General features: G+C 73.0%; 11 protein-coding genes. 4 read left to right on the top strand and 7 right to left on the bottom strand.

Going from position 1 to position 18,876, the window contains the following annotated elements:
• Positions 1-14 precede the first annotated feature (14 nt).
• Complete coding sequence (locus tag WMF17_RS17710; RefSeq protein WP_437650544.1) at positions 15-4,250, bottom strand: DNA topoisomerase 3; 4,236 nt, start codon at positions 4,248-4,250, stop codon at positions 15-17.
• 610 nt (positions 4,251-4,860) lie between these two features.
• On the opposite strand from WMF17_RS17710, the gene WMF17_RS17705 reads away from it, so the two are divergent.
• Positions 4,861-5,889, top strand: coding sequence for a pectate lyase (locus WMF17_RS17705; protein WP_437603257.1), 1,029 nt, complete (start codon positions 4,861-4,863; stop codon positions 5,887-5,889).
• Between the two features lie 22 nt (positions 5,890-5,911).
• Here the strand turns inward: WMF17_RS17705 and WMF17_RS17700 are convergent, their stop codons facing one another.
• Together WMF17_RS17700 and WMF17_RS17695 are read right to left on the bottom strand one after the other, a co-directional pair.
• A complete protein-coding gene (locus WMF17_RS17700; protein ID WP_437651355.1) occupies positions 5,912-6,541 on the bottom strand; it encodes an HD domain-containing protein in 630 nt (209 codons plus the stop codon).
• Between the two features lie 41 nt (positions 6,542-6,582).
• Positions 6,583-7,572 carry a diguanylate cyclase gene (locus tag WMF17_RS17695; RefSeq protein ID WP_437650543.1) on the bottom strand — a complete coding sequence of 330 codons (990 nt, stop codon included), beginning with the start codon at positions 7,570-7,572 and terminating at the stop codon, positions 6,583-6,585.
• Positions 7,573-7,680: 108 nt separating this feature from the next.
• Here WMF17_RS17695 and WMF17_RS17690 point away from each other — a divergent pair, with 108 nt between their 5' ends.
• Positions 7,681-9,006, top strand: coding sequence for a sigma 54-interacting transcriptional regulator (locus tag WMF17_RS17690; protein WP_437650542.1), 1,326 nt, complete (start codon positions 7,681-7,683; stop codon positions 9,004-9,006).
• Positions 9,007-9,309: 303 nt separating this feature from the next.
• Here WMF17_RS17690 and WMF17_RS17685 read toward each other — a convergent pair whose 3' ends face one another.
• The 3 genes from WMF17_RS17685 to WMF17_RS17675 form a co-directional block, all read right to left on the bottom strand.
• Complete coding sequence (locus tag WMF17_RS17685) at positions 9,310-10,122, bottom strand: hypothetical protein (RefSeq protein WP_437603254.1); 813 nt, start codon at positions 10,120-10,122, stop codon at positions 9,310-9,312.
• A gap of 28 nt (positions 10,123-10,150) precedes the next feature.
• Positions 10,151-11,839, bottom strand: a complete 1,689-nt coding sequence (locus tag WMF17_RS17680; protein ID WP_437603253.1) for a serine/threonine-protein kinase — start codon at positions 11,837-11,839, stop codon at positions 10,151-10,153.
• A 226-nt stretch (positions 11,840-12,065) separates the two neighbouring features.
• Entirely contained in the window at positions 12,066-13,235 is a 1,170-nt protein-coding gene (locus WMF17_RS17675; protein WP_437603252.1) for a vWA domain-containing protein, read from the bottom strand.
• A 622-nt stretch (positions 13,236-13,857) separates the two neighbouring features.
• On the opposite strand from WMF17_RS17675, the gene pheS reads away from it, so the two are divergent.
• Complete coding sequence (pheS, locus tag WMF17_RS17670; RefSeq protein WP_437603251.1) at positions 13,858-14,907, top strand: phenylalanine--tRNA ligase subunit alpha; 1,050 nt, start codon at positions 13,858-13,860, stop codon at positions 14,905-14,907.
• A 33-nt stretch (positions 14,908-14,940) separates the two neighbouring features.
• The gene (gene pheT / locus WMF17_RS17665) at positions 14,941-17,397 is read left to right on the top strand and encodes a phenylalanine--tRNA ligase subunit beta (RefSeq protein WP_437603250.1); all 2,457 of its coding nucleotides are present in this window, start codon (positions 14,941-14,943) and stop codon (positions 17,395-17,397) included.
• Between the two features lie 208 nt (positions 17,398-17,605).
• Here pheT and WMF17_RS17660 read toward each other — a convergent pair whose 3' ends face one another.
• Positions 17,606-18,823, bottom strand: a complete 1,218-nt coding sequence (locus tag WMF17_RS17660) for an MFS transporter (protein ID WP_437603249.1) — start codon at positions 18,821-18,823, stop codon at positions 17,606-17,608.
• Positions 18,824-18,876: the final 53 nt, after the last annotated feature.

Here is an 18,876-nt window from a genome sequence, read left to right as displayed (position 1 = left end):
CCGCTGAGCGCCGCTCAGCTCGGCCGGCCCTTCTTCCGCTGCGCCTTCTTGGCGAAGAACGCCCTCCGCGCGTCCGACGACTTCGCGCTCTGCCGCTTCTTCACCTTCGGCGGGAGCTTCGCGAGCGGGACATCGTTGACGCCGCGCGGCTCGCCGAGGCGGCCGCGCGGCGTCAACGACGCGCGCTGGTAGGCGATGCGCTCGCCCGCCTTCTCGAACGAGTCGTCGCGCACCTCGACGAGGCCCGCGCGCACGAGGCCGCCGAGGAGGTGCTCGAAGTCGCGCCGCGCGAGCGACCCGTCGGCGAACGACTCGCGGTAGAGCCGGCCCGTCGGCTGCTCGCCGTCGCGCAGCGCCGCGAGGATCTTCGCGATCGCCTGCGCCTCGTCGCGGCTCGGCGCCCGGAACTCCCGCGCCGCGCACGCGGCCGGCGCGCAGGCGTCGCAGAGCCCGCAGGGCTCGCCGGTGTCCTCCTGGTCGCCGAAATGGCGGACCAGGTGGAGCATGCGGCAGCCGTGGCTCTCGGTGAACCGCGCCATCTGCACGAGTTCGGCGAGCTTGTGGCGCCGCTGCGCCTCGTAAGGCCCGCGCCACCCCGGCTCACCCAGAGCCACGCCCCCGTCCACATCCACGCGCGCGCCGCCGTGGACCCAGAGCTTCTCCAGGGCCTTGTCCGCGACCTCGGCGTCCATGTCGAGATCGCCCAGGACCGCCTCCCGCGGGCGCGGCTCCGCGGAGAGGGTCCCCTCGAGCCGCTGCAAGATGGCCGGATCGGGGTAGTCGCGCTCGTGGAAGAACTCGTGCATTCGCCGGTCGACATACGAGTGCATCAGCACGGCCCGCGACGGGAGCCCATCGCGGCCGGCGCGGCCGATCTCCTGGTAATAGCCCTCCAGGCTCCCGGGCAGCCCGGCGTGGATGACCGTGCGGACATCGGGCTTGTCGATGCCCATGCCGAACGCGACCGTGGCGACGATGACCTCGGTGCTGCCGTCGAGGAACGCTGTCTGGATCCGGTCGCGCACCGGGGCGGCGAGGCCCGCGTGGTACGCCTCGGCCGGGAGGTCCTCCGCGAGGCCGGCGGCGAGCGCCTCGGCGTCCTTCCGGGTCGGCGCATAGACGATCGCGGGCGTCCGGCCCTCCTGCCCGAGCAGCGCGCGCACCCGGGCGGGGCGCTCTCCCGGGCTGACCTCGAGGATCTCGATACCCAGGTTGCTCCGCCGGAAGCCGTGAATGAAGCGCGCCGCGGACGTGAGCCCGAGCTGCTCGACGATATCGTCCTGCACGACCGGCGTGGCTGTCGCGGTGAGCGCGATGACCGGCGCTGGACGGAGCGCCGGGAGCCGCTGGCCCAGCATGCGGTAGTCAGGGCGGAAGTCGTGGCCCCACTTGGAGATGCAATGGGCCTCGTCGACGGCGACGAGCACGGGCTTTCTGCGGGCGAGCAGCTCGGGGAAGCCGGGCACGCGGAGCCGCTCGGGGGCGATGAACAGGAAGTCGAGCGCGCCGTCCAGGTAATCGATACAGACCTTCCGGGACTCGGCCCGACTCCGGCCGGAGTGGATCCGCTCGGCGGCAAACCCGTACGCCCGGAGCTTCGTGGCCTGATCCTCCATGAGGGCGATGAGCGGGCTCACGACGAGCGTCGTGCCGCCGCGGGCGATCCCGGGGAGCTGGTAGCAGAGCGATTTGCCGGCGCCGGTGGGCATGACGAGGAGCACGTCGCTCCCCGCGGCCGCCGTCCGGCAGACGGCCTCCTGGTAGCGGCGGAACGCGCGAAAGCCGAAGCACTGCTGGAGCAGCTCGAGGAGATCCGCCGGCCGGCGCGCCGGCGACGGCGCGGCGAGCACGGCGCGCGGCGAAGGAGATGCGACGGCCGCCACGCGCGCCGCGGAAGGCGCGCCGGCCGCCGCGCGCGCCGGAGTCGACGCCACGACCGCCGCGCGCGCCGGAGTCGACGCCACGGCCGCCACGCGCGCCGGAGTCGACGCCACGGCCGCCGCGCGCGCCGGCGCCCGAGCCGGCATCGGTGCAACGGCCGCCGCCGCGGCCGTCTGAAGGACGCCGCGCGACGCGGTGCCCGCCGCGCTCACCGCGCTGCCACCTGGAGCGCGGCGGGGCGTCGCGCTCGGCGCCTCGCGGTCTCGACGGGCATCCGGCGCCGCGGGCGCAGCGCCGCGGCCGCCCCCGAGGGCCCGCGGCGCACCGCGCTCCGGAAACGGAGACACCCGCTCTTCCAGCCGAGGCGCATCGCCCCCTGCCGGGCGCCGCCCGGCGCTCACCTCCTCCACCACATGGCGCACGTACGATTCGATGCCCACCATGAACGAGGGCAGATCGCCGCCGCCCCGGGCCATGCGGGCGAGCTTCGCCTCCCAGGCGCCCGTCATCGCGGGGCTCTTCACGTCCGCGTGGACGACCTCGATCAGCCCGACGCCCTTGTCGGTCGCGTGCAACAGCTTGCCCTGGCGCACGATGTACTCGCGCCGGAGGAGCGTCTCGATGATCGCAGCCCGCGTGGCCGGGGTGCCGAGGCCCGAGTCCTTCATCGCCTCGGAGAGCTCCTTCTCGTCGAGGCTGCTGCCCGCGGTCTCCATCGCGGTGAGCAGCGTGGCCTCGGTGAAGCGCGGAGGCGGGCGCGTCTTCTTTGACTGCGCCTGCGCGTCGAGCACGAGCTGCACCTGCCCCCGCGCGAGGCCCGGCGGGAGCCGCTGATCCGCGGTCTCGCGCTCGCCTTCCCCCTCGCCCCCTTCGCGCTCCTCGTGTCCCTCGCCGCTCGATTCCGCCTTCCTGCGCGGCCTCGCCGGCTGCTTGCCAAAGCCGATGTCGAGCACCTTCCACCCGACCTTCTCCACGACGCTGCCCGCGCTGTGGTAGCGGTCCACGATCGGCGCGCCGGCGCCTTCGCCCCGGGCGCGCGTGGTGATCGCGGTGATGACCGTGGTGATCGAGGTGACGTGATCCTCGTGCCACGCCGAGAGCAGGCGCCGGCAGATGAGATCGAAGATCTTCTGCTCGTCCGACGAGAGCTCCGCGCGCGAGGACCGTGCGCCCGTGGGGATGATGGCGTGGTGATCGCCGACCTTGCCGTCGTCGACGAAGCGCTTGCCGAGCGGCCGGGTCCCCGTCCCCGGGGCGAGCATACCCCTGTACGAGCCCTCGATCGCCTGCACCGCGGCGCCGAGCGTGGCGGCGATCTCCGTCGAGAGGTGCCGGCTGTCGGTGCGCGGATAGCTGATGAGCTTCCTGCGCTCGTACAGGGCCTGGGCCACCTCGAGCGTCTTCTGCGCGGAGAAGCCGTAAAGGCGATTGGCGTGCCGCTGGAGCTCGGTCAGGTCGTAGAGCAGCGGCGGCGGGAGGCGGCGAGACTCGGACCTCACCGCGTCGATGCGCGCCTCGCCGCGCCGGGCCCGCTCGACGATGCGAAGCGCCTCCTCGCCGTCCGGCGGCAGGCGCCTCCGCGACGGCGCGGTCTCGCCCTTCTCGTCGCTTCCCGCGGGGCCCGGCGGCTCGCCGGGGAGCGGTTTGTCGCGGAAATACGTGCCCTTGTAGGACGCCTCCGCCGCGCCCGCGCCGTCCTCCCGGAGCGGGCAGAAGGTCGCGACGACCTCGAGGTACGGCTCCGGGACGAACCGCCGGATCGCGAGCTCGCGCTCGACGACCATGGACAGCGTGGGCGTCTGCACGCGGCCGACCGAGAGATCCTGGTCGAAGACGAGGCTGTAGGCGCGCGAGAGGTTCATGCCGACGAGCCAGTCCGCCCGGCTGCGCCCGCGCGCGGCGTCGGCGAGGCCATCGTAGCTGCGCGCGTCGCGCAGCCGCCGGAGCCCGTCGCGGATGGCGTCGTGGGTGAGCGACGAGATCCAGAGCCGCTCGACCGGCTTCTTGCAGCCGGCCGCCTCGTAGAGGTAGCGGAAGATGAGCTCGCCCTCGCGGCCCGCGTCGGTCGCGCAGACGACGCGCTCGACGTCGCGCCGGCCCAGGATCTTGCGGACGATCTCGAACTGCGCCCGCGTCCCGGGGAGGACGACGAGCGGAAACTGCGCGGGCAGCATCGGCAGGAGGTCGAGGCGCCAGCGCTTCCAGGCGGGGTCGATCTGGTGCGGCTCGGCGATGGCGACGAGGTGCCCCACCGCCCACGTGACGAGATAGCCGCCGCCCTCGAGGAAGCCCTCGGCGCGCCGCGAGGCCCCGAGCACCGCGGCGATGTCGCGGGCGACGGCGGGCTTCTCTGCGACCACGGCGATCATGCGGCAACCATGCGACGACCGGGGGCGACGGGCATCGCCGCGCCTCCCGCGGGGCGTTGATAGCGCGTGCCGCGCTCGGGCGGTATGGAGAAGCGCGCCGACGGCGAGGCCCGCGCTCCGGCGGCCATGCGCCGCGCCGGGCGATCACGGGCCGGACCGGGCGGTCGCGAGCGGCGCCGGGCTCGGGCAGCGCCGCGCTCCCCGGCGCGACGATCGGGAGAGAGGCCGATGAGGGGCTGTTCACGAGGCGCCAGAGGAGCTCCCTCGGATAGCTGCTGATCAACGTGCGGTTGACAGGCGGTGCATCGCAGCCGTCAAGTACGTCAACCGGTGGTTGACGGCGCGGTGCCGGTGTCCACCTCGCGTTGACACGTCGACCGCAGCACACGTCCGCGCGGCGGCTCGACGCTCCTCCGTGCGGCATGGATCGCCGCTTGCATTCACCTCGACGCAGAGGCCGGCTGAACGACGTGAAGCGTGGGTTCGCGGTCGCCCCTCGACGGGGTTGCGTCGAGGAAGCGACGGCGCCGGCCTGCGTCGTGCAGGCGCGTCCGGACCGCGGGTCGTCCATCGTGAATCCAGAACGAGAGGTAGCGAGATGAGATTCGGAATGAAGTCAGCTTTCACTTTGCTGCTCGTGCTCGGCGCCGCCGGCGCCTCCCTGCTCGGCTGTTCGGACGACGCGGCGACGCCGGACGACGGCGAGGGGGGCAGCAGCTCGAGCAGCAGCGCCGTCGCGACCAGCGGGAGCGCGAGCGGCACCGGCGGCGGCAGCTCGAGCAGCACGACCGCGAGCAGCACGACCGCGAGCAGCACGAGCAGCACGGCCGCGAGCAGCACGAGCAGCGGCACCGGCGGCGCGGGCGGCGAGGAGCCGCTCGGCGACGAGATCCCGACGGAGATCCCGACGCCCACGAACGGCGCCGGCGAGATCAGGACCTCGACGACGGTGCTGAAGAACGCCGCGCACGGCGGGCAGGACGTCTACGACTTCAACAACCAGAAGATCGGCGTGAACAACACCGCCGACTGCGACGACGGGGAGGGCCAGAAGACGGTGTTCGAGGTCGAGGACGGCGTCACCGTGAAGAACCTCATCATCGCGGGCGGCCTCCCCGGCGGCAACGGCATCGTCTGCAAGGGCGACTGCACGCTCGATCACGTCTACTGGGAGGACGTCTGCGAGGACGCGGCGACCAACAGCGCGGACGGCGCGACGATGCGCATCAACAGCTCGATCGCCCTGCACTCCGCCGACAAGATCTTCCAGCACAACGCCAAGGGCGGCTCCACGACCATCGTCACGAACTCGTACATCGCCGACTTCGGGAAGCTCTGGCGCTCCTGCGGCGATTGCACCGCCAACGGCGGCCCGCGCCACCTGGTCATCGACAACGTCCGCGTGGACCGCGTCAGGACGACGGTCGCGGGAGCGAACCAGAACTACCGGGACACGGTCACGATCACGAACCTCTACGTCAAGGGGGGATACGACGAGGGCGACGACAAGCCGAAGATCTGCCAGGAGTACCGGGCCGTCACCGACCACATGGGCGAGTCGGAGAAGCTCCATGGCGGCGCGAGCCAGTGGAACACCGCCACGTGCCGCGTGAGCAAGAGCGACATCAAGAGCTGGTGAGGGCCGAGCCCGCTCCGCCTCGCTACGATCCCGCCCCGAGCTTCCGACGCAGGTTGTCGCGCGCGCGCGCCTCGAGGCGCTCCCGGAAATACGGCGAGAGGAAGAGGTGCTCCGCCGCGAGCAGCCTCTCGAAGAAGCTCCGCCGGCCCGCGGCGTAGAGCTCGGGCGGAACGGCGCTGTACTCCGCGGCGATCGCCTGGTCGTACGCGTCGAACGCCGCCGCGTCGCTGCCCAGGATCGCCATATCGCAGTCGAGGAACAGCGCCTCGTCCTCGCCGACGTCGTCCGGCCCGAGCGATCCGTGGCGCGCGGTGAGCAGGATGAGCCGCGCGATGAGGTCCTCGTCGAGCCCCTCGCCCGGCAGCCACCGCGCCACGGCGTCGCGCGCCAGCTCGGCGCTGCGCGCCTCGTTGTCGCGGCGGCCGGGCGCGTACACGGCGTCGTGGAAGAGCGCGGCCAGGAACACCTCGCGCGGCCTCCCCCAGCCGACGTCGCGGCCGACCTCGTCCACCCGGCGGAGCACCTCGCGCACGTGGTCGAGGTCGTGGTACGCGCGCCCGGGCTCACCGTACGCCGCGCGCACCGCGCTCCACAGCGCCTCGGGCAGGACCAGCCCGTCCGGCGCCTCCGGCGGCCCGCCCCCCGCATCCACGTCGGCGCGCGCCTCGCCCGCCCCGGAAGCGCCGTCCGGCCTCACACGAGCACCAGGTCCTCGGGGCGGAACCGCTCCCCGTCGTACGTCGCGATGCGCCCCTTCTCGATGACCTTCGCGTGGTTCTTGGCCAGGTTGGCGCGCCCCTGGATCTCGCGATCCGTCAGGAAGCAGTCGACGTCGGCGACGCACAGCCCGGCGGAGATCGTCGGCGGCTGCTCGACGCGGCGGTAGCGGCGGCGGGCGAGCCGCTCCTGCAGCGCGCGCAGGAAGTCCATCGCCCACGCGCGCGTCGCGTTCGGCAGCGTGATCATGTACTCGTCGCCGCCGAACCGGTACGCGTGCCCGTGCGCGAAGACGTGCGCCTCGATGCTCTCCATCAAGGGCGGGAGCACGTGAAGATCGACCGCGGTCTCGGAGTGCTGCACGTTGAACGCCTTGAAGTCGTCGATGTCGATGAACGCCACGGCGATCGCGGCGCCGCGCAGCGCGCAGCGCGCCCGGTAGTGCGACAGATCCGGCAGGAAGAGCCCGGGCGCCTCGAGGATGTGGAACTTCTCGTCGTACTCGCGCGGCCGCAGCGGCGGCGCCTCCGGCAGCACGGCCTCGGCGTGCCGGATCGACATGTAGTCCGTCAGCTGCGGCACCTGGAGCGCGCGCGTGGCGGCGAACCACGGCGCGGCCATCAGCTGCTCCAGCCCGTGGACCTCGCGCCTGAGGTGCCGGATCGTGTCGGCGTTCACGGCCTTCTGCAGCGGCTCCTCGATCGCCGTGGCGCTCTCGCGCCGGAGGCTTATCAGGATGCGCTTGAGCAGCGGGCCCTGCGTGTCGTGGATCTGCACCTGCGGCTGGCGCAGCTCGAGTTGCCGGCCGAGGAGGCTCAGCTGTCCGACGAGCTCCGTCACCTCCGGCGGCTCGTAGCCGCGGAACTCCTGCCGGATCACGTCCGCGACGTCGCGGCGGAACGCGTCCGTGAAGCGGGCGACGCACTGGGACAGGGTCTTGGCCTCCGACGGCGTGAACTCGGGCATCCCACGAGGATAGCCCGGCAGCGGAGCCGTCCAGCGCCCGGGACGCACCGCGCGCTGGAAATTCACGCTGAATTCGGAGATGCTGCCCTCCCCCTCCCCGCCCGCGCGATGCACGACCTCACCCGGACGATCACGACCCTCCGCAGCGACGCGGTCGAGCTCCCGGACCTGCGCGTCGTCGTCACCCCCCAGAAGAGCCCCCCGATCGAGGCCACCCTCGGCGTCGCGCCGCTCGTCCTCGGCACGAGCGGCGAGTGCGATGTCGTCATCCCCGACGCACGCGTGTCGCGCCGCCATGGCCAGCTCCGGTTCACGCCGCGCGGCGTCGTCCTCACCGACCTCGGCAGCAAGAACGGCACGTACATCAACGACGTCCTGATCATCGAGGGCTTCCTCACCCCGAGCGGCGTCGCCTCCCTGGGCGGCGTTCCCCTCACCGTGCGCGTGGGCGGCGCCCCGGTCGTCGTGCCGCTCTCCACCTCGGCCAGCTTCGGCGAGGCGCTCGGCAGCAGCGTCCCCATGCGCGCGCTCTTCGCCCGCCTGGAGCGCGCCGCGGCCACGTCCGAGACCCTCCTCCTCCTCGGCGAGTCCGGCACCGGCAAGGAGGTCCTCGCCCGCGCGATCCACGAGGCGAGCCCGCGCAGCGGCGGGCCGTTCGTCGTGTTCGACTGCAGCGCCGTCGCCCCCAGCCTCATCGAGGCCGAGCTGTTCGGCTACATGAAGGGCGCCTTCACGGGCGCCCAGACCGCGCGCGCCGGCCTGCTCGAGGAGGCGAGCGGCGGCACGCTCTTCCTCGACGAGATCGGCGAGCTCCCGCTCGATCTCCAGCCGAAGCTCCTGCGCGCCCTCGAGGCCCGCCAGGTGCGCCGCGTCGGCGCCGCCGCGTACACGTCCTTCGACGCCCGCGTCATCGCCGCCACGCACCGCGATCTCCAGGGCCGCATCGCGTCGGGCACGTTCCGCGAGGACCTCTATTACCGGCTCGCCGTCGTCGAGTCCGTCGTGCCCCCGCTGCGCGAGCGCAAGGAGGACATCCCGCTGCTCGTCGAGCGCTTCCTCGCGGCGCAGGTGCCCCCGCGCTCGCTCGCCGATCTGCCCCCCAACGCGCTGGAGCTCCTCCGCGGGCACCACTGGCCCGGTAACGTGCGCGAGCTCCGCAACACGGTCGCGCGCCTGGTGCTCTTCCCGCACCTCGCCGAGGAGGCGATCGTCAAGGTGGCGCCGCGGCCCGCCGACATGGGCGTCGGTCAGCTCGCCTCGCTGCCGCTCCGCGAGGCGCGCGACATGGTCGTCGAGCAGTTCGAGCGGACCTTCATCGCCATGAAGCTCCGGGAGAGCGGCGGCAACGTCGCGCGGGCCGCCGCGTCGATGGGCGTCTCCCGGCAGCTCGTCCACCGGCTGATGGATCGCTACGGGATCCGCAGCAAGGGCTGACGGGCGGCGGGGCGTCGCGCGCGATCGGCCCTCGGCCCCTCGCCGAGCTGGTTCGCGGCGCGACGTCCCGGAGCGAAACACCTAGTTGATCCGGCCCGTGGCCAACGTTGCATTACCCAGGTCTCTGCTGCGCGCCGTTCGACACGGACTGAGGCGACACAGGCGCGTCGGTCGCAAAAGAATTTGGCTCGTGTCACACAATGCGGCGACTGTGATCATGGCTGAGCGCAGACTGGACAGGTCCTGAGGCGGCGGCGACGCTCGCCCCCTGAGCGCCCTCGCTCACGGGCCCCGCGCGGGCGCTCAGAACGAGCCACGCAGCGAGAGCGCGGCGCCGCCCGGCAGCAGGGCGGATCCCGCGGCGGGGACGACCGGATCGAGCTGGAAATACACCGCCGTGCCCACCCCCGTAGCGACGAGCCCCGCGCCGGCGCTGATGGCGCCGGCCTTCCAGAGGGTGTCGATCGAAGCGACCTTGTCCGCCGGACACCCAGGCGCGCACCTGCTGCGGAGCTCGCTCCGGTCGAGGTGCCCCTTGATGCCGAGGAACGCGCCCACGCCGAGCCCCACCGCGCCGGCGCCGACGAGCACGAGCGGCCAGCGCGGCCGCACCGGCGCGGCCGCGCCTGCCGCTGGGCGCGGCGGCGCCGCCGCAGGAAAGCGCACCGCGATAGGCAGCGCCTTGTCGCCCGGCGACAGCGTGACCACGGTGACGACGCGCGTCCCCGCCGCGTCCTCGAAGGTCAGCGTGTGACGCCCGGGATCGACCTCGATCGGGTCCCTCGGGAGCGCCTCGACCAGCGGCGCGCCGTCGAGGAGCACGCGCACGCGGCCCGGCGCGCGGCCCTCCGCGGACGTGGCCGACAGCGCGACGCTGGGCATGTCGCGTTCGACCTCCTCGCTCCAGCTCTGGCAGTCGCGGGCGAGCATCGCCGGGCACGAGCTCACGCAGGCACGGAGCTCGGCCCGGGCGCGCAGCAGCGCGCGGTCGCGCAAGAGCTGCTGCGCTTGCTCGTACGACGCCGCGCACGTCGCGCCCACGCCCTGCGCGCGGGCGCGTGCGCCCGTGAGCAGCGTGACCGCCGCGACGAGGGCGACGAGGAGGCCCCGTTTCATCGCCGCGTAAGCTACACGCTTCGGTCGTTCACAGGCACTCACGCTTGATCCGACGGATGCCGTCGCCGTCCACGTAGTAGGGGGGCACGCAGCGCGGGCGCGGCCGCGCGCTGCGCGCGGGGGCCACGGCGCGCACGCCCGCAGCGCGCTCCGGCGCGGCCCCGCGCGCGACCGGCTTCGGCCCCGCGGCGGCGCGCGTGGAGGCCGCAGGCGCCGGCGCGGACGCGCTCGCGGCGGGCGCCTTCGGGGCTGCCACAGAGGCCTTCGGGGCTGCCGCTGAGGCCTCCGGCGTGGCCGCTGAGGCCTCCGGCGTGGCCGCTGAGGCCTCCGGCGTGGCCGCGGAGGCCTCCGGGGCGGCCGCGGAGCCCTCCGGCGCCGAGGCGACCGTGGGCGGCGAGGACTCGTCGACGCTGGCGTGCTCGGCCGGCGCGAGCTCCGGACGCGCGCCGCAGCCCCTGCCGACGGCCAGCGCGAGCACGAGCGCGGCGGCCCCGAACGCCAGCGCGGCGGCGCGGACGAGCTGCGCTGTCGCCCGCCGAGCCGGCGCCGCCGCGACGATCGGCGTCGCGGGCGCGGGCGCCACGGGCCGCGCCATGTCCTCGACCGTCCTCGTCATCGTCGGAACCGTCACCGAGATCCGCTGCGATCGCGCGCGGTTGCCCGACAGCAGCGCCGGGCGCATGTCGACCTCCCGCAGCGGCGTGTACGCCACGGCGGCGGGGCTCGATGGCGTCGGCGCCGCGCTCCGCTGCGACGTCTCGATCGCGGCGAGGCTCTGCGCCCGCGCCTCGAGGAGCGTCCCCGCGGTCGCCTCGACCCACGCGCCGACCACGCGCGGGCTCGCCGGCGGCAGCGCCTCCTCCAGGGCGGCCGCCATCTCCAGCGCGGTCGCATAACGCCGCTCGGGGTCCCTGGCGAGGCCCCGCAGCACCACCTCGTCGAGCGCCTTCGGCACGTCGCCGTACGCGCTCGGCGGCTGGACGACGCCCTCTAGGACCCGCCCGAAGATCTCCGCGTCGCACTCCCCCGTGAACAGCCGCCGCCCGGCGAACACCTCCCACAGGACCACCGATGCGGCGTAGATGTCGGTGCGGCGGCTCAAGGGCGCTCCGCGCAGCTGCTCGGGCGCCATGTAGCTGAGCTTGCCCTTGAGCTGGCCGACGCGGCTCACCTGGCTCCGCACCGCCGCGCGCGCGATGCCGAAATCGAGGACGCGCGCGATCCCGTCCTCACCGACCAGGATGTTTTGCGGCGACACGTCGCGGTGGACGATCTGGAGCGCGGCGCCGCCCTCGTCGGTCGCCTCGTGCGCCGCGTGCAGGCCCGCGAGCGCGCCGGCGATGATGGCCGAGCCGACCGGCTGCGGCACCTGGACCCCTCGCGAGCCGGCCTCGCGCAGCAGGCTCGAGAGCGACTCGCCGGCGATGTACTCCATCACCAGGAAGAGCTCGCCGTCGGCCTGGACGCTGTCGAGCGTGGTGACGACGTTCGGGTGGCGGATGCGCACCGCGAGCCGCGCCTCGTCGAGGAGCATGGCGGAGAACTCGGGATCCCTCGAGAACTGCGGGTGCAGGCGCTTGATCGCGACGGTGCGAGCGAACCCATGGGCGCCGACGAGCCGCCCGAAGTGGACGGACGCCATCCCCCCGGAGGCGATCACGCCGTGGAGCGTGTATCGATCGAGGGTCCTGCCCTCGCGCTCCGGAGCCGTTGCCATCGTTGCCCTGTTCTACAACACTCGGCAGCGTCGCTGGATCGCAAGATTCGCCCCGTGCGCGGCGGCAGCTGACGCCGGGCGACGAGGGACGGGCGCTCGACCGAAGAGGCGGAGAAGGGGTGCGGCCGTGGAGGTGCAACTGCGCGCGTCAACGGTGTCAACTCCTCATTGACACGGATCCGGCCGGCGGCGCGCTGCGCGTGCGCCGCGGCCTCCAGCTATCAGGTCACAGGGGAACCTCGATCACGCGGTCGCAGGTGAAGTCGACGTTCAGCTTCGCCGCCGCGTCGGCCTGGACCGTCGTGCACGTGTCGACGCAGAGCACGATCTGCGTCGGGTTCGCCGGCTCGTCGTAGCGCCAGGCGTCCTCGGTCGCGCAGCTCTGATCGTACGCGAGCTCGGCGGTCGCGCTCGATCTGCTCGTGTAGAGCACGCGGACCTTCTCCTTGTCGAAGCTGCTCCCGTCGGGGGGGAGCGGGATCGCCATCGTGCACGAGACCGAGGCGCCGCGGATCCGGTCGATGGCCGCCTTGAACGCGGCCGTGGTCTGCGAGGGATCGCCGGTGTCGATGAGGACGGCGCTCTCCGTGCCGCCCGCGGCGGCGATCTTGTGGAGGTCGTCGAGGGTATCCGGCGCGCCCTCGATCGGCGGGTTCTCGACCCCGATGACGTACGTGAGGATGCTGTCCGCGAGCGACGCCCGGGCGTCGTCCACGACGGCGTCGATCGTGTCGGATGCCTCGTCGCAGCCCTGCGGGTAGCCGTCCGTCACGAGCACGATCGCGTATTTCCCAGGGCTTTGCTGGCGCTGCGCCTCGATGAACGCGCTCGTGCCGCGCACCACCCACGCGGTCGGCGTGCCGCCGCGCCAGTCGCTCGAGGCCATCGGCTCGATCCGGTCGAGCGCCGCGCCGAACGCCGGAGACGGGAGCGGCGTGAGCGGCACGTCCGGCGTCGTGTAGATCCCGGTCGTGCACCTGTCGTCCTCGGCGGGGAAGAACGTGAGCGACGCCGTGAGCCCTTCGGACCCGGGATCCGCGAAGAACTGCTGGGTCGCCGCGACGACGGGATCCCACTTGAGCGCTTTATCGTGCCATTTCTTGTCGCCCTTGCCCATGCTGCCCGACACGTCGAACGCGAAGGCGAGATACACGGGCTGAAGCGACGCCTCCGCCGTCCGGGTGGCGCACGCTCCGCCTCCCGCGGGGGCGCCGCCGCCGCCCGCGCCGCTCGACCCGGGCCCGGGACTGCCGCCGATGTCGAACGAGCCCCCTTCGCCGGAGGGGTTGCCGGAGCTCGCCCCGTCGCCTTCTCCACCGTCGCCCGGGCTGCTGCCGCACCCGAGCCCGACCGCAGCCACGCTCAGCACCGCCATGGCAAACGCAAGCAATCTCATAGTTCGTCGGCTCCTTGCACCACCGCGCGCCGGCGCCCTGATGCCGGCATCGGGTCACCGGGATGGCGCGTGGTCTCGGGCCTCAATGCACGCTGGGTGCCAGGGGGCGCGGTGGTCGGACGCGAGGTCGTTGCCTCCGCCCATCTGGAAGCCGTTCCCGCCGCCCGTGTACGGGACCCGGGGGGCGGCGTGCTCATGATGGATATAAGAAAAGAGAATATCGAACCACAAAGACACGGAGGACACAGAGGAGAGAGATAGATATATAGCGAGAGAACATCTTATCGTTCTTCTCTCTCCTCTGTGCCCTCTGTGCCTCGGTGGTCCATTCTCTCATCCAATCAGGGACGAACCTGGGCGACGCGGCACGAGCGATTCCGGGGGAGACCTCGCGGAGAGCGTGAATCGAGGAGGCGCCGGAGCGGAGCTCCCCCGGCGTCATTCGAGCAGCCTCCCCCCTGGCGGCGGCTCGCTCCTCGCGCGCCGGCAGCGCCGGTGGCCGGCCCCTCGCGACGAGGCGCGCTCCGTCTCCGCCGCGCGCGCTCCGGACGTCCCGCACGCTGGCGCAGCGCGGGAGGTCACGTCTTGCGTTGCCTTGGCCTCTGAGGTAAGGGGGGCGGCAATGAGTGGTCCCGAACTCGGCCGCCTCATCGACGAGGTCGATCGCACGGTGGACGTCCAGTTCGCCGCCGTCGGCGATCTCGATGAGCTGAACCGCCTGTATGCCAGCCTGCTTGGGCGCCGCGGCTCGCTCAATGCCTTGATGAAGCAGCTGCCCGGGGCGGCCCCCGAGGAGCGCAAGCTCCTCGGCCAGCGCCTCAACGCGGTCAAGGGCCGCGTGGAGCGCGCCCGCGAGGAGGCGACGGCTCGGATCAAGCGGACCGCGCGCGATCGCGAGCTCTCCGCGCCGCCCCTCGATATCACCCTGCCCGGCCGCTGGCGCGCGCCCGGCCGGCCGCACCCCATCATGCGGACCCTCGACGAGATCGTGGATATCTTCGTCGGGCTCGGGTTCGACGTGGCCGAGGGGCCGCAGATCGAGCTCGCGCGCTACAACTTCGATCTCCTCGGCTTCCCGGCGGATCACCCGGCCATGGACATGCACGACACGTTCTACGTGGCCGGCGATCCGGGCCAGAACGTGCTCCTCCGCACGCACACGAGCCCGGTGCAGGTGCGCGAGATGCTCTCCCACCCTCCGCCGGTCATGATCGTCGCGCCCGGGGTCGTGTACCGGCGCGACGACGACGCGAGCCACAGCCCCATGTTCGTGCAGATCGAGGGGCTCGTCGTCGACCGCGACGTGTCCCTCGCCGACCTCAAGGGCCTGCTCGAGGTCTACAGCCGCCGGATGTTCGGTGAGAACACGAGGACGCGCTTCCGGCCGAGCTACTTCCCCTTCACCGAGCCCAGCGCCGAGCTCGACGTGTCGTGCCTCGTCTGTTTCGGCGCGAACCGCGCCTGTCCGCAGTGCAAGGGGACCGGCTGGCTGGAGGTGCTCGGGTGCGGCATGGTGCACCCGACCGTGCTCCGGAACGTCGGAATCGACCCGGAGATCTACACGGGGCTGGCGTTCGGCATCGGCGTGGATCGCACGGCCAACATGAAGTTCGCCGTCGACGATATCCGCGCCTTCTACGAGAACGACGTCCGCTTCCTCGGAAGCCTCTAGGCGGCTCTCCCCTCGCTGCAGCGCTGACTCCCCATGTTGATATCCTACAAGTGGCTTCAAGAGATCCTCGGCGCCGATCCCGGCGTCGACGCGGTGACGTCGGCGCTCGGCCGCGGCGGGCTCGAGGTCGATCGCGTGACGCACGTCGGCGCCGCGCTGCGCCCGGTGGTCCTCGCGAGCGTCGTGGCGACGCGGCCGCACCCGAGCAAGAAGGGCCTCACCCTGGTCCGCGTGGACGCCGGCGGGGCGGGAGGCGAAGGCGTCGAGGTGGCGTGCGGCGCGCCGGTCATCCCGGCCGCGCCCGCGCTCGTCTGCTATGCGCCCGTGGGCGCGCAGGTCCTCGATCGCAGCGGCGCGCTCGTCACGCTGACCGAGAAGGCGGTCGCCGGCTTCACCTCGGCCGGCATGCTCTGCGCCGAGGACGAGCTCGGGCTCGGGTCGAGCCACGAGGGCCTCCTGACCGTCGAGGGCGGGCGCCCGGGGCAATCGCTGCTCGACCGGGAGCCGCGCCTCGAGGACTGGATCATCGAGCTCAGCGTCACCCCGAACCGGCCCGACGCGCTGGGCCACCTGGGCGTGGCCCGGGACGTGGCCGCGGTGCTCGGTATCCCCTTCAAGCCGCCGGCCGTCGCGGCGCAGGCGAGCGGCGGCGGGGCGCGCGCGACGCGGGCGTCGGTCGAGGTGCGCGACAAGGAGCGGTGCCCCCGGTATGCCGGCCAGGTGATCGAGGGCGTCCGCGTGGGCCCCTCGCCGCTCTGGGCGCGGGTGCGGCTGAGCCGCCTCGGGGTCCGGCCGATCACCAACATCGTCGACGCGACAAACCTGGTGATGCTCGAGCGGGGGCAGCCGCTCCACGCCTTCGATCTCGACAAGTTGCGGCTGCCGATCGAGATCCGCAAGGCCCGGCCAGGTGAGACGTTCGTCGCGCTCGACGGGCAGACGCTGTCCCTGAACGAGGACGACCTCGTGATCGCCGACGCGGAGCGCGCCGTGGCCCTGGCCGGCGTGATCGGGGGCGCCGACAGCGGCGTCACCGCGACGACGCGCCGGGTGTTCCTCGAGTCGGCGTATTTCGAGCCGCGCGGGATCCGCAGGTCGGCGCGCCGGTACGGCTTCCACACCGAGGCGTCGCACCGCTTCGAGCGCGAGGTGGACCTCTCCGGGGTCCCGCTGTCGCGCGATCGCGGCAGCGCGCTGATCTGCGAGCTCGCCGGCGGCGAGGCGGCGGGCGAGCCGATCGACGCGTACGTCGCGCCCCGCGCCCTGCGCCGCCTGACGCTGCGGCTGCCGCGGTACGAGCGGATCATCGGCGCCGAGGCCCCGGCGCGGACGCGCGAGATCCTTGAGACGCTGGGGATCTCGATCGTGGAGCAGCAGGCGGATCGGCTGCTCGTCGATGTGCCCGCGCACCGGCCCGACATCGCGGAGGAGATCGACCTCATCGAGGAGGTCGCGCGCGTCGCCGGCTACGATCAGATCCCGAGCCGGCTCCCGCGCGTGGGCGCGGCGCCCGCGGGCGCGAAGGGCGATTACCGGCTCCGGCGCAGGGTGCGCCAGATCTGCACCGGGATCGGCCTGCACGAGGCGGTGACGTACTCGTTCCTGTCGCCGCAGGAGCTGAAGGCGGCGCGCTACGACAGCGCGTCGCTCCTCCGGCTTGTCAATCCGCTCTCCGAGGAGAAGTCGGTGATGCGGCCGTCGCTCGTGCCGGGGCTGCTGACCGTCGCGCAGCGCTCGCAGCGGTACAACGTGCCGCGGGTGCGCCTGTTCGAGGTGAGCCAGGTGTTCCTGCCGCGCCAGGGCGAAGCAGGCGTTGGAGACGGCGCGGGCCAGCCGGCGCGGGTCGAGCGCCCGCCGGTCGACGAGCCGACCCGGCTGACGATGCTCCTCGCGGGGCCGCGCGACAGCTACCTCACGCGGCCCGAGGACGTCGACTTCTACGACGGCAAGGGCGTGGTCGAGGCGGTGCTGGCGGAGCTCGCGGGCAGCGTGGCGCCCGAGTTCGACCTCGAGGGCGAGCCCCCGCCGTGGGCGCACCCGCGCAAGGGCGCCCGCGTCACGCTCGACGGCCGCGCCGTCGGGTACGTGGCGGAGCTCCACCCCGACGTCCGCGACGCGCTGGAGATCACGACCGGGGCCGTCGTGGCGGAGCTCGACCTCGCGGCGGTGGCGGCGGCGTACAAGGCGCCGGCGGCCGCGAAGCCGAGCCGGTTCCCGGCGATGCGGCACGACGTGGCGCTGCTGCTGCCGCTCGACGCGCCGGCTGGCCAGGTGCTCGAGCTGCTGCGGACGACCGCCGGGGAGCGCTGCGAGAAGGTCGAGCTGTTCGACCGGTACCGCGGCAGCGAGCTGCCGGCGGGGACCCACTCGCTGGGGTTCGCGCTGTGGTTCAGGTCGCCGGAGCGGACGCTGACCGACGACGAGGTCGATCGGTGGACGAAGGCCGCGGTGGACGCGGCGAAGGCGCGGTTCGGGGCGCAGCAGCGCTGAGGCGGGCGTGGGGGTCCGAGCTCAGGCCTGCCGAGCTCGGACCTGCCCAACAACGTCGCGCTGGCGCTCGCGCTCCTCGTCCTCTCGTCCCTCGCCGCCACCGTGGGGGCTTGTCGCTTCTCGCAGATGAACCCCGCCCGCTGACGCCCGCGCCCCGAGCCCACCCCCGGCGCGCCGCCGCCGGGCGCCGGGGGACGCGGCGGCAGGGCTACGTGCGCTGGGCGGCGGCGATGGCGACGCGCCGCTCGATCCCGAAGAACAGGAGCGGGATCGCGAGCGTGAACGCGATCGAGAGGGCGGCGACGACCGGCATGCCGTCGAGGCGCCTGTCCGGAAGCTCGTGGAGCAACCTGGCCGACCAGAACGCCGCGATCGCGGCCGCCATGTGCTGCACGGCCGACTGCATCGAGGTGAAGCGCGCCCGCTCGGCGGGGCGCGGCACCTTCGACGTGAGCGTGTTGTACGAGACGTTGCGGAACGTCATGCCGAGCATGAAGACGATGAAGATGCCGAGCACCGGCAGCCCCGGCACGTACGAGAGGAACCCGGCGTACAGGATACCGACGAGCACCGCCGCTCCCACGGAGCCCGTCTGGAACGCGCCGAAGCGATCGACCAGCGGGCCCACGGCGCGCATCGCGACGAAGCTGACCAGGCCCCCCGCGAAGTAGAGCAGCCCGAGCCGCTCGCGCGGATACCCGAGGTTGTACTGCACGTAGGCAGAGATGTTGGGGATCACCAGGAACGACGCCATCGTCACGGTCGCCGTCGTCGCGTACGAGAGCATCACGAGCGGCCGGCCGAGGAGGGCGCGGAGCTCGCTCGGGGCGCTGTCCGACGACCGCTCGCCGGCGAGGTGCTCTCGCATCGAGGGCAGCAGGAAGATCGCGAGCCCGGCGACGAGCAGCCCGAGCGCCGCGACGGCGAAGAACGGCAGCGGGAAGCCGCCGCGCCGGGCGAGCTCCAGCCCGGCCGGGATGCCGAGCACCGAGGCGACCGAGAACGAGCCCATCACGACGCCCATCGCCTTGCCGCGCCGCTCGGGCGGGATGACGTCGGCGACGATGGAGAACGCGACGGAGGTCGCGGGCCCGCCGAACGCCCCGGCGAGCACGCGCGCCGCCATGAGGCTCGGCAGCCCGGTCGCGAAGCCGCCGGCCGCGGTGCCGACGACGAGGCCGAGCATCGCCACCGCGAGCGCGCTGCGCCGGTCGAACCGGTCGAGGAAGAACGCGCCCGCGAGGCCCGAGAGCGCGGCCGCCGCCGTGTAGCTACCGCCGATGAGGCCGAGCTCCGACATCGAGATGCCGAGGGCGACCGCGAAGTCGGGCCCGAGCGGCATCACCATCACGAAGTCGAGGACGTTGATGAACTGGACCGCAGCGACAAGGAAGATGATGCTCCGCTCGGAGCGACGTGTGGACACAAGGAGCCACTCTAACGTCAGAGAGATGCTCGGACGAGGGGATACGAGCCGCC

The organism is Sorangium sp. So ce362, assembly GCF_051519845.1.
Taxonomy (GTDB): domain Bacteria; phylum Myxococcota_A; class Polyangia; order Polyangiales; family Polyangiaceae; genus Sorangium.
Note: the sequence above shows the minus strand (reverse complement) of the source record. Positions and strands in the feature narration are given on the sequence as shown.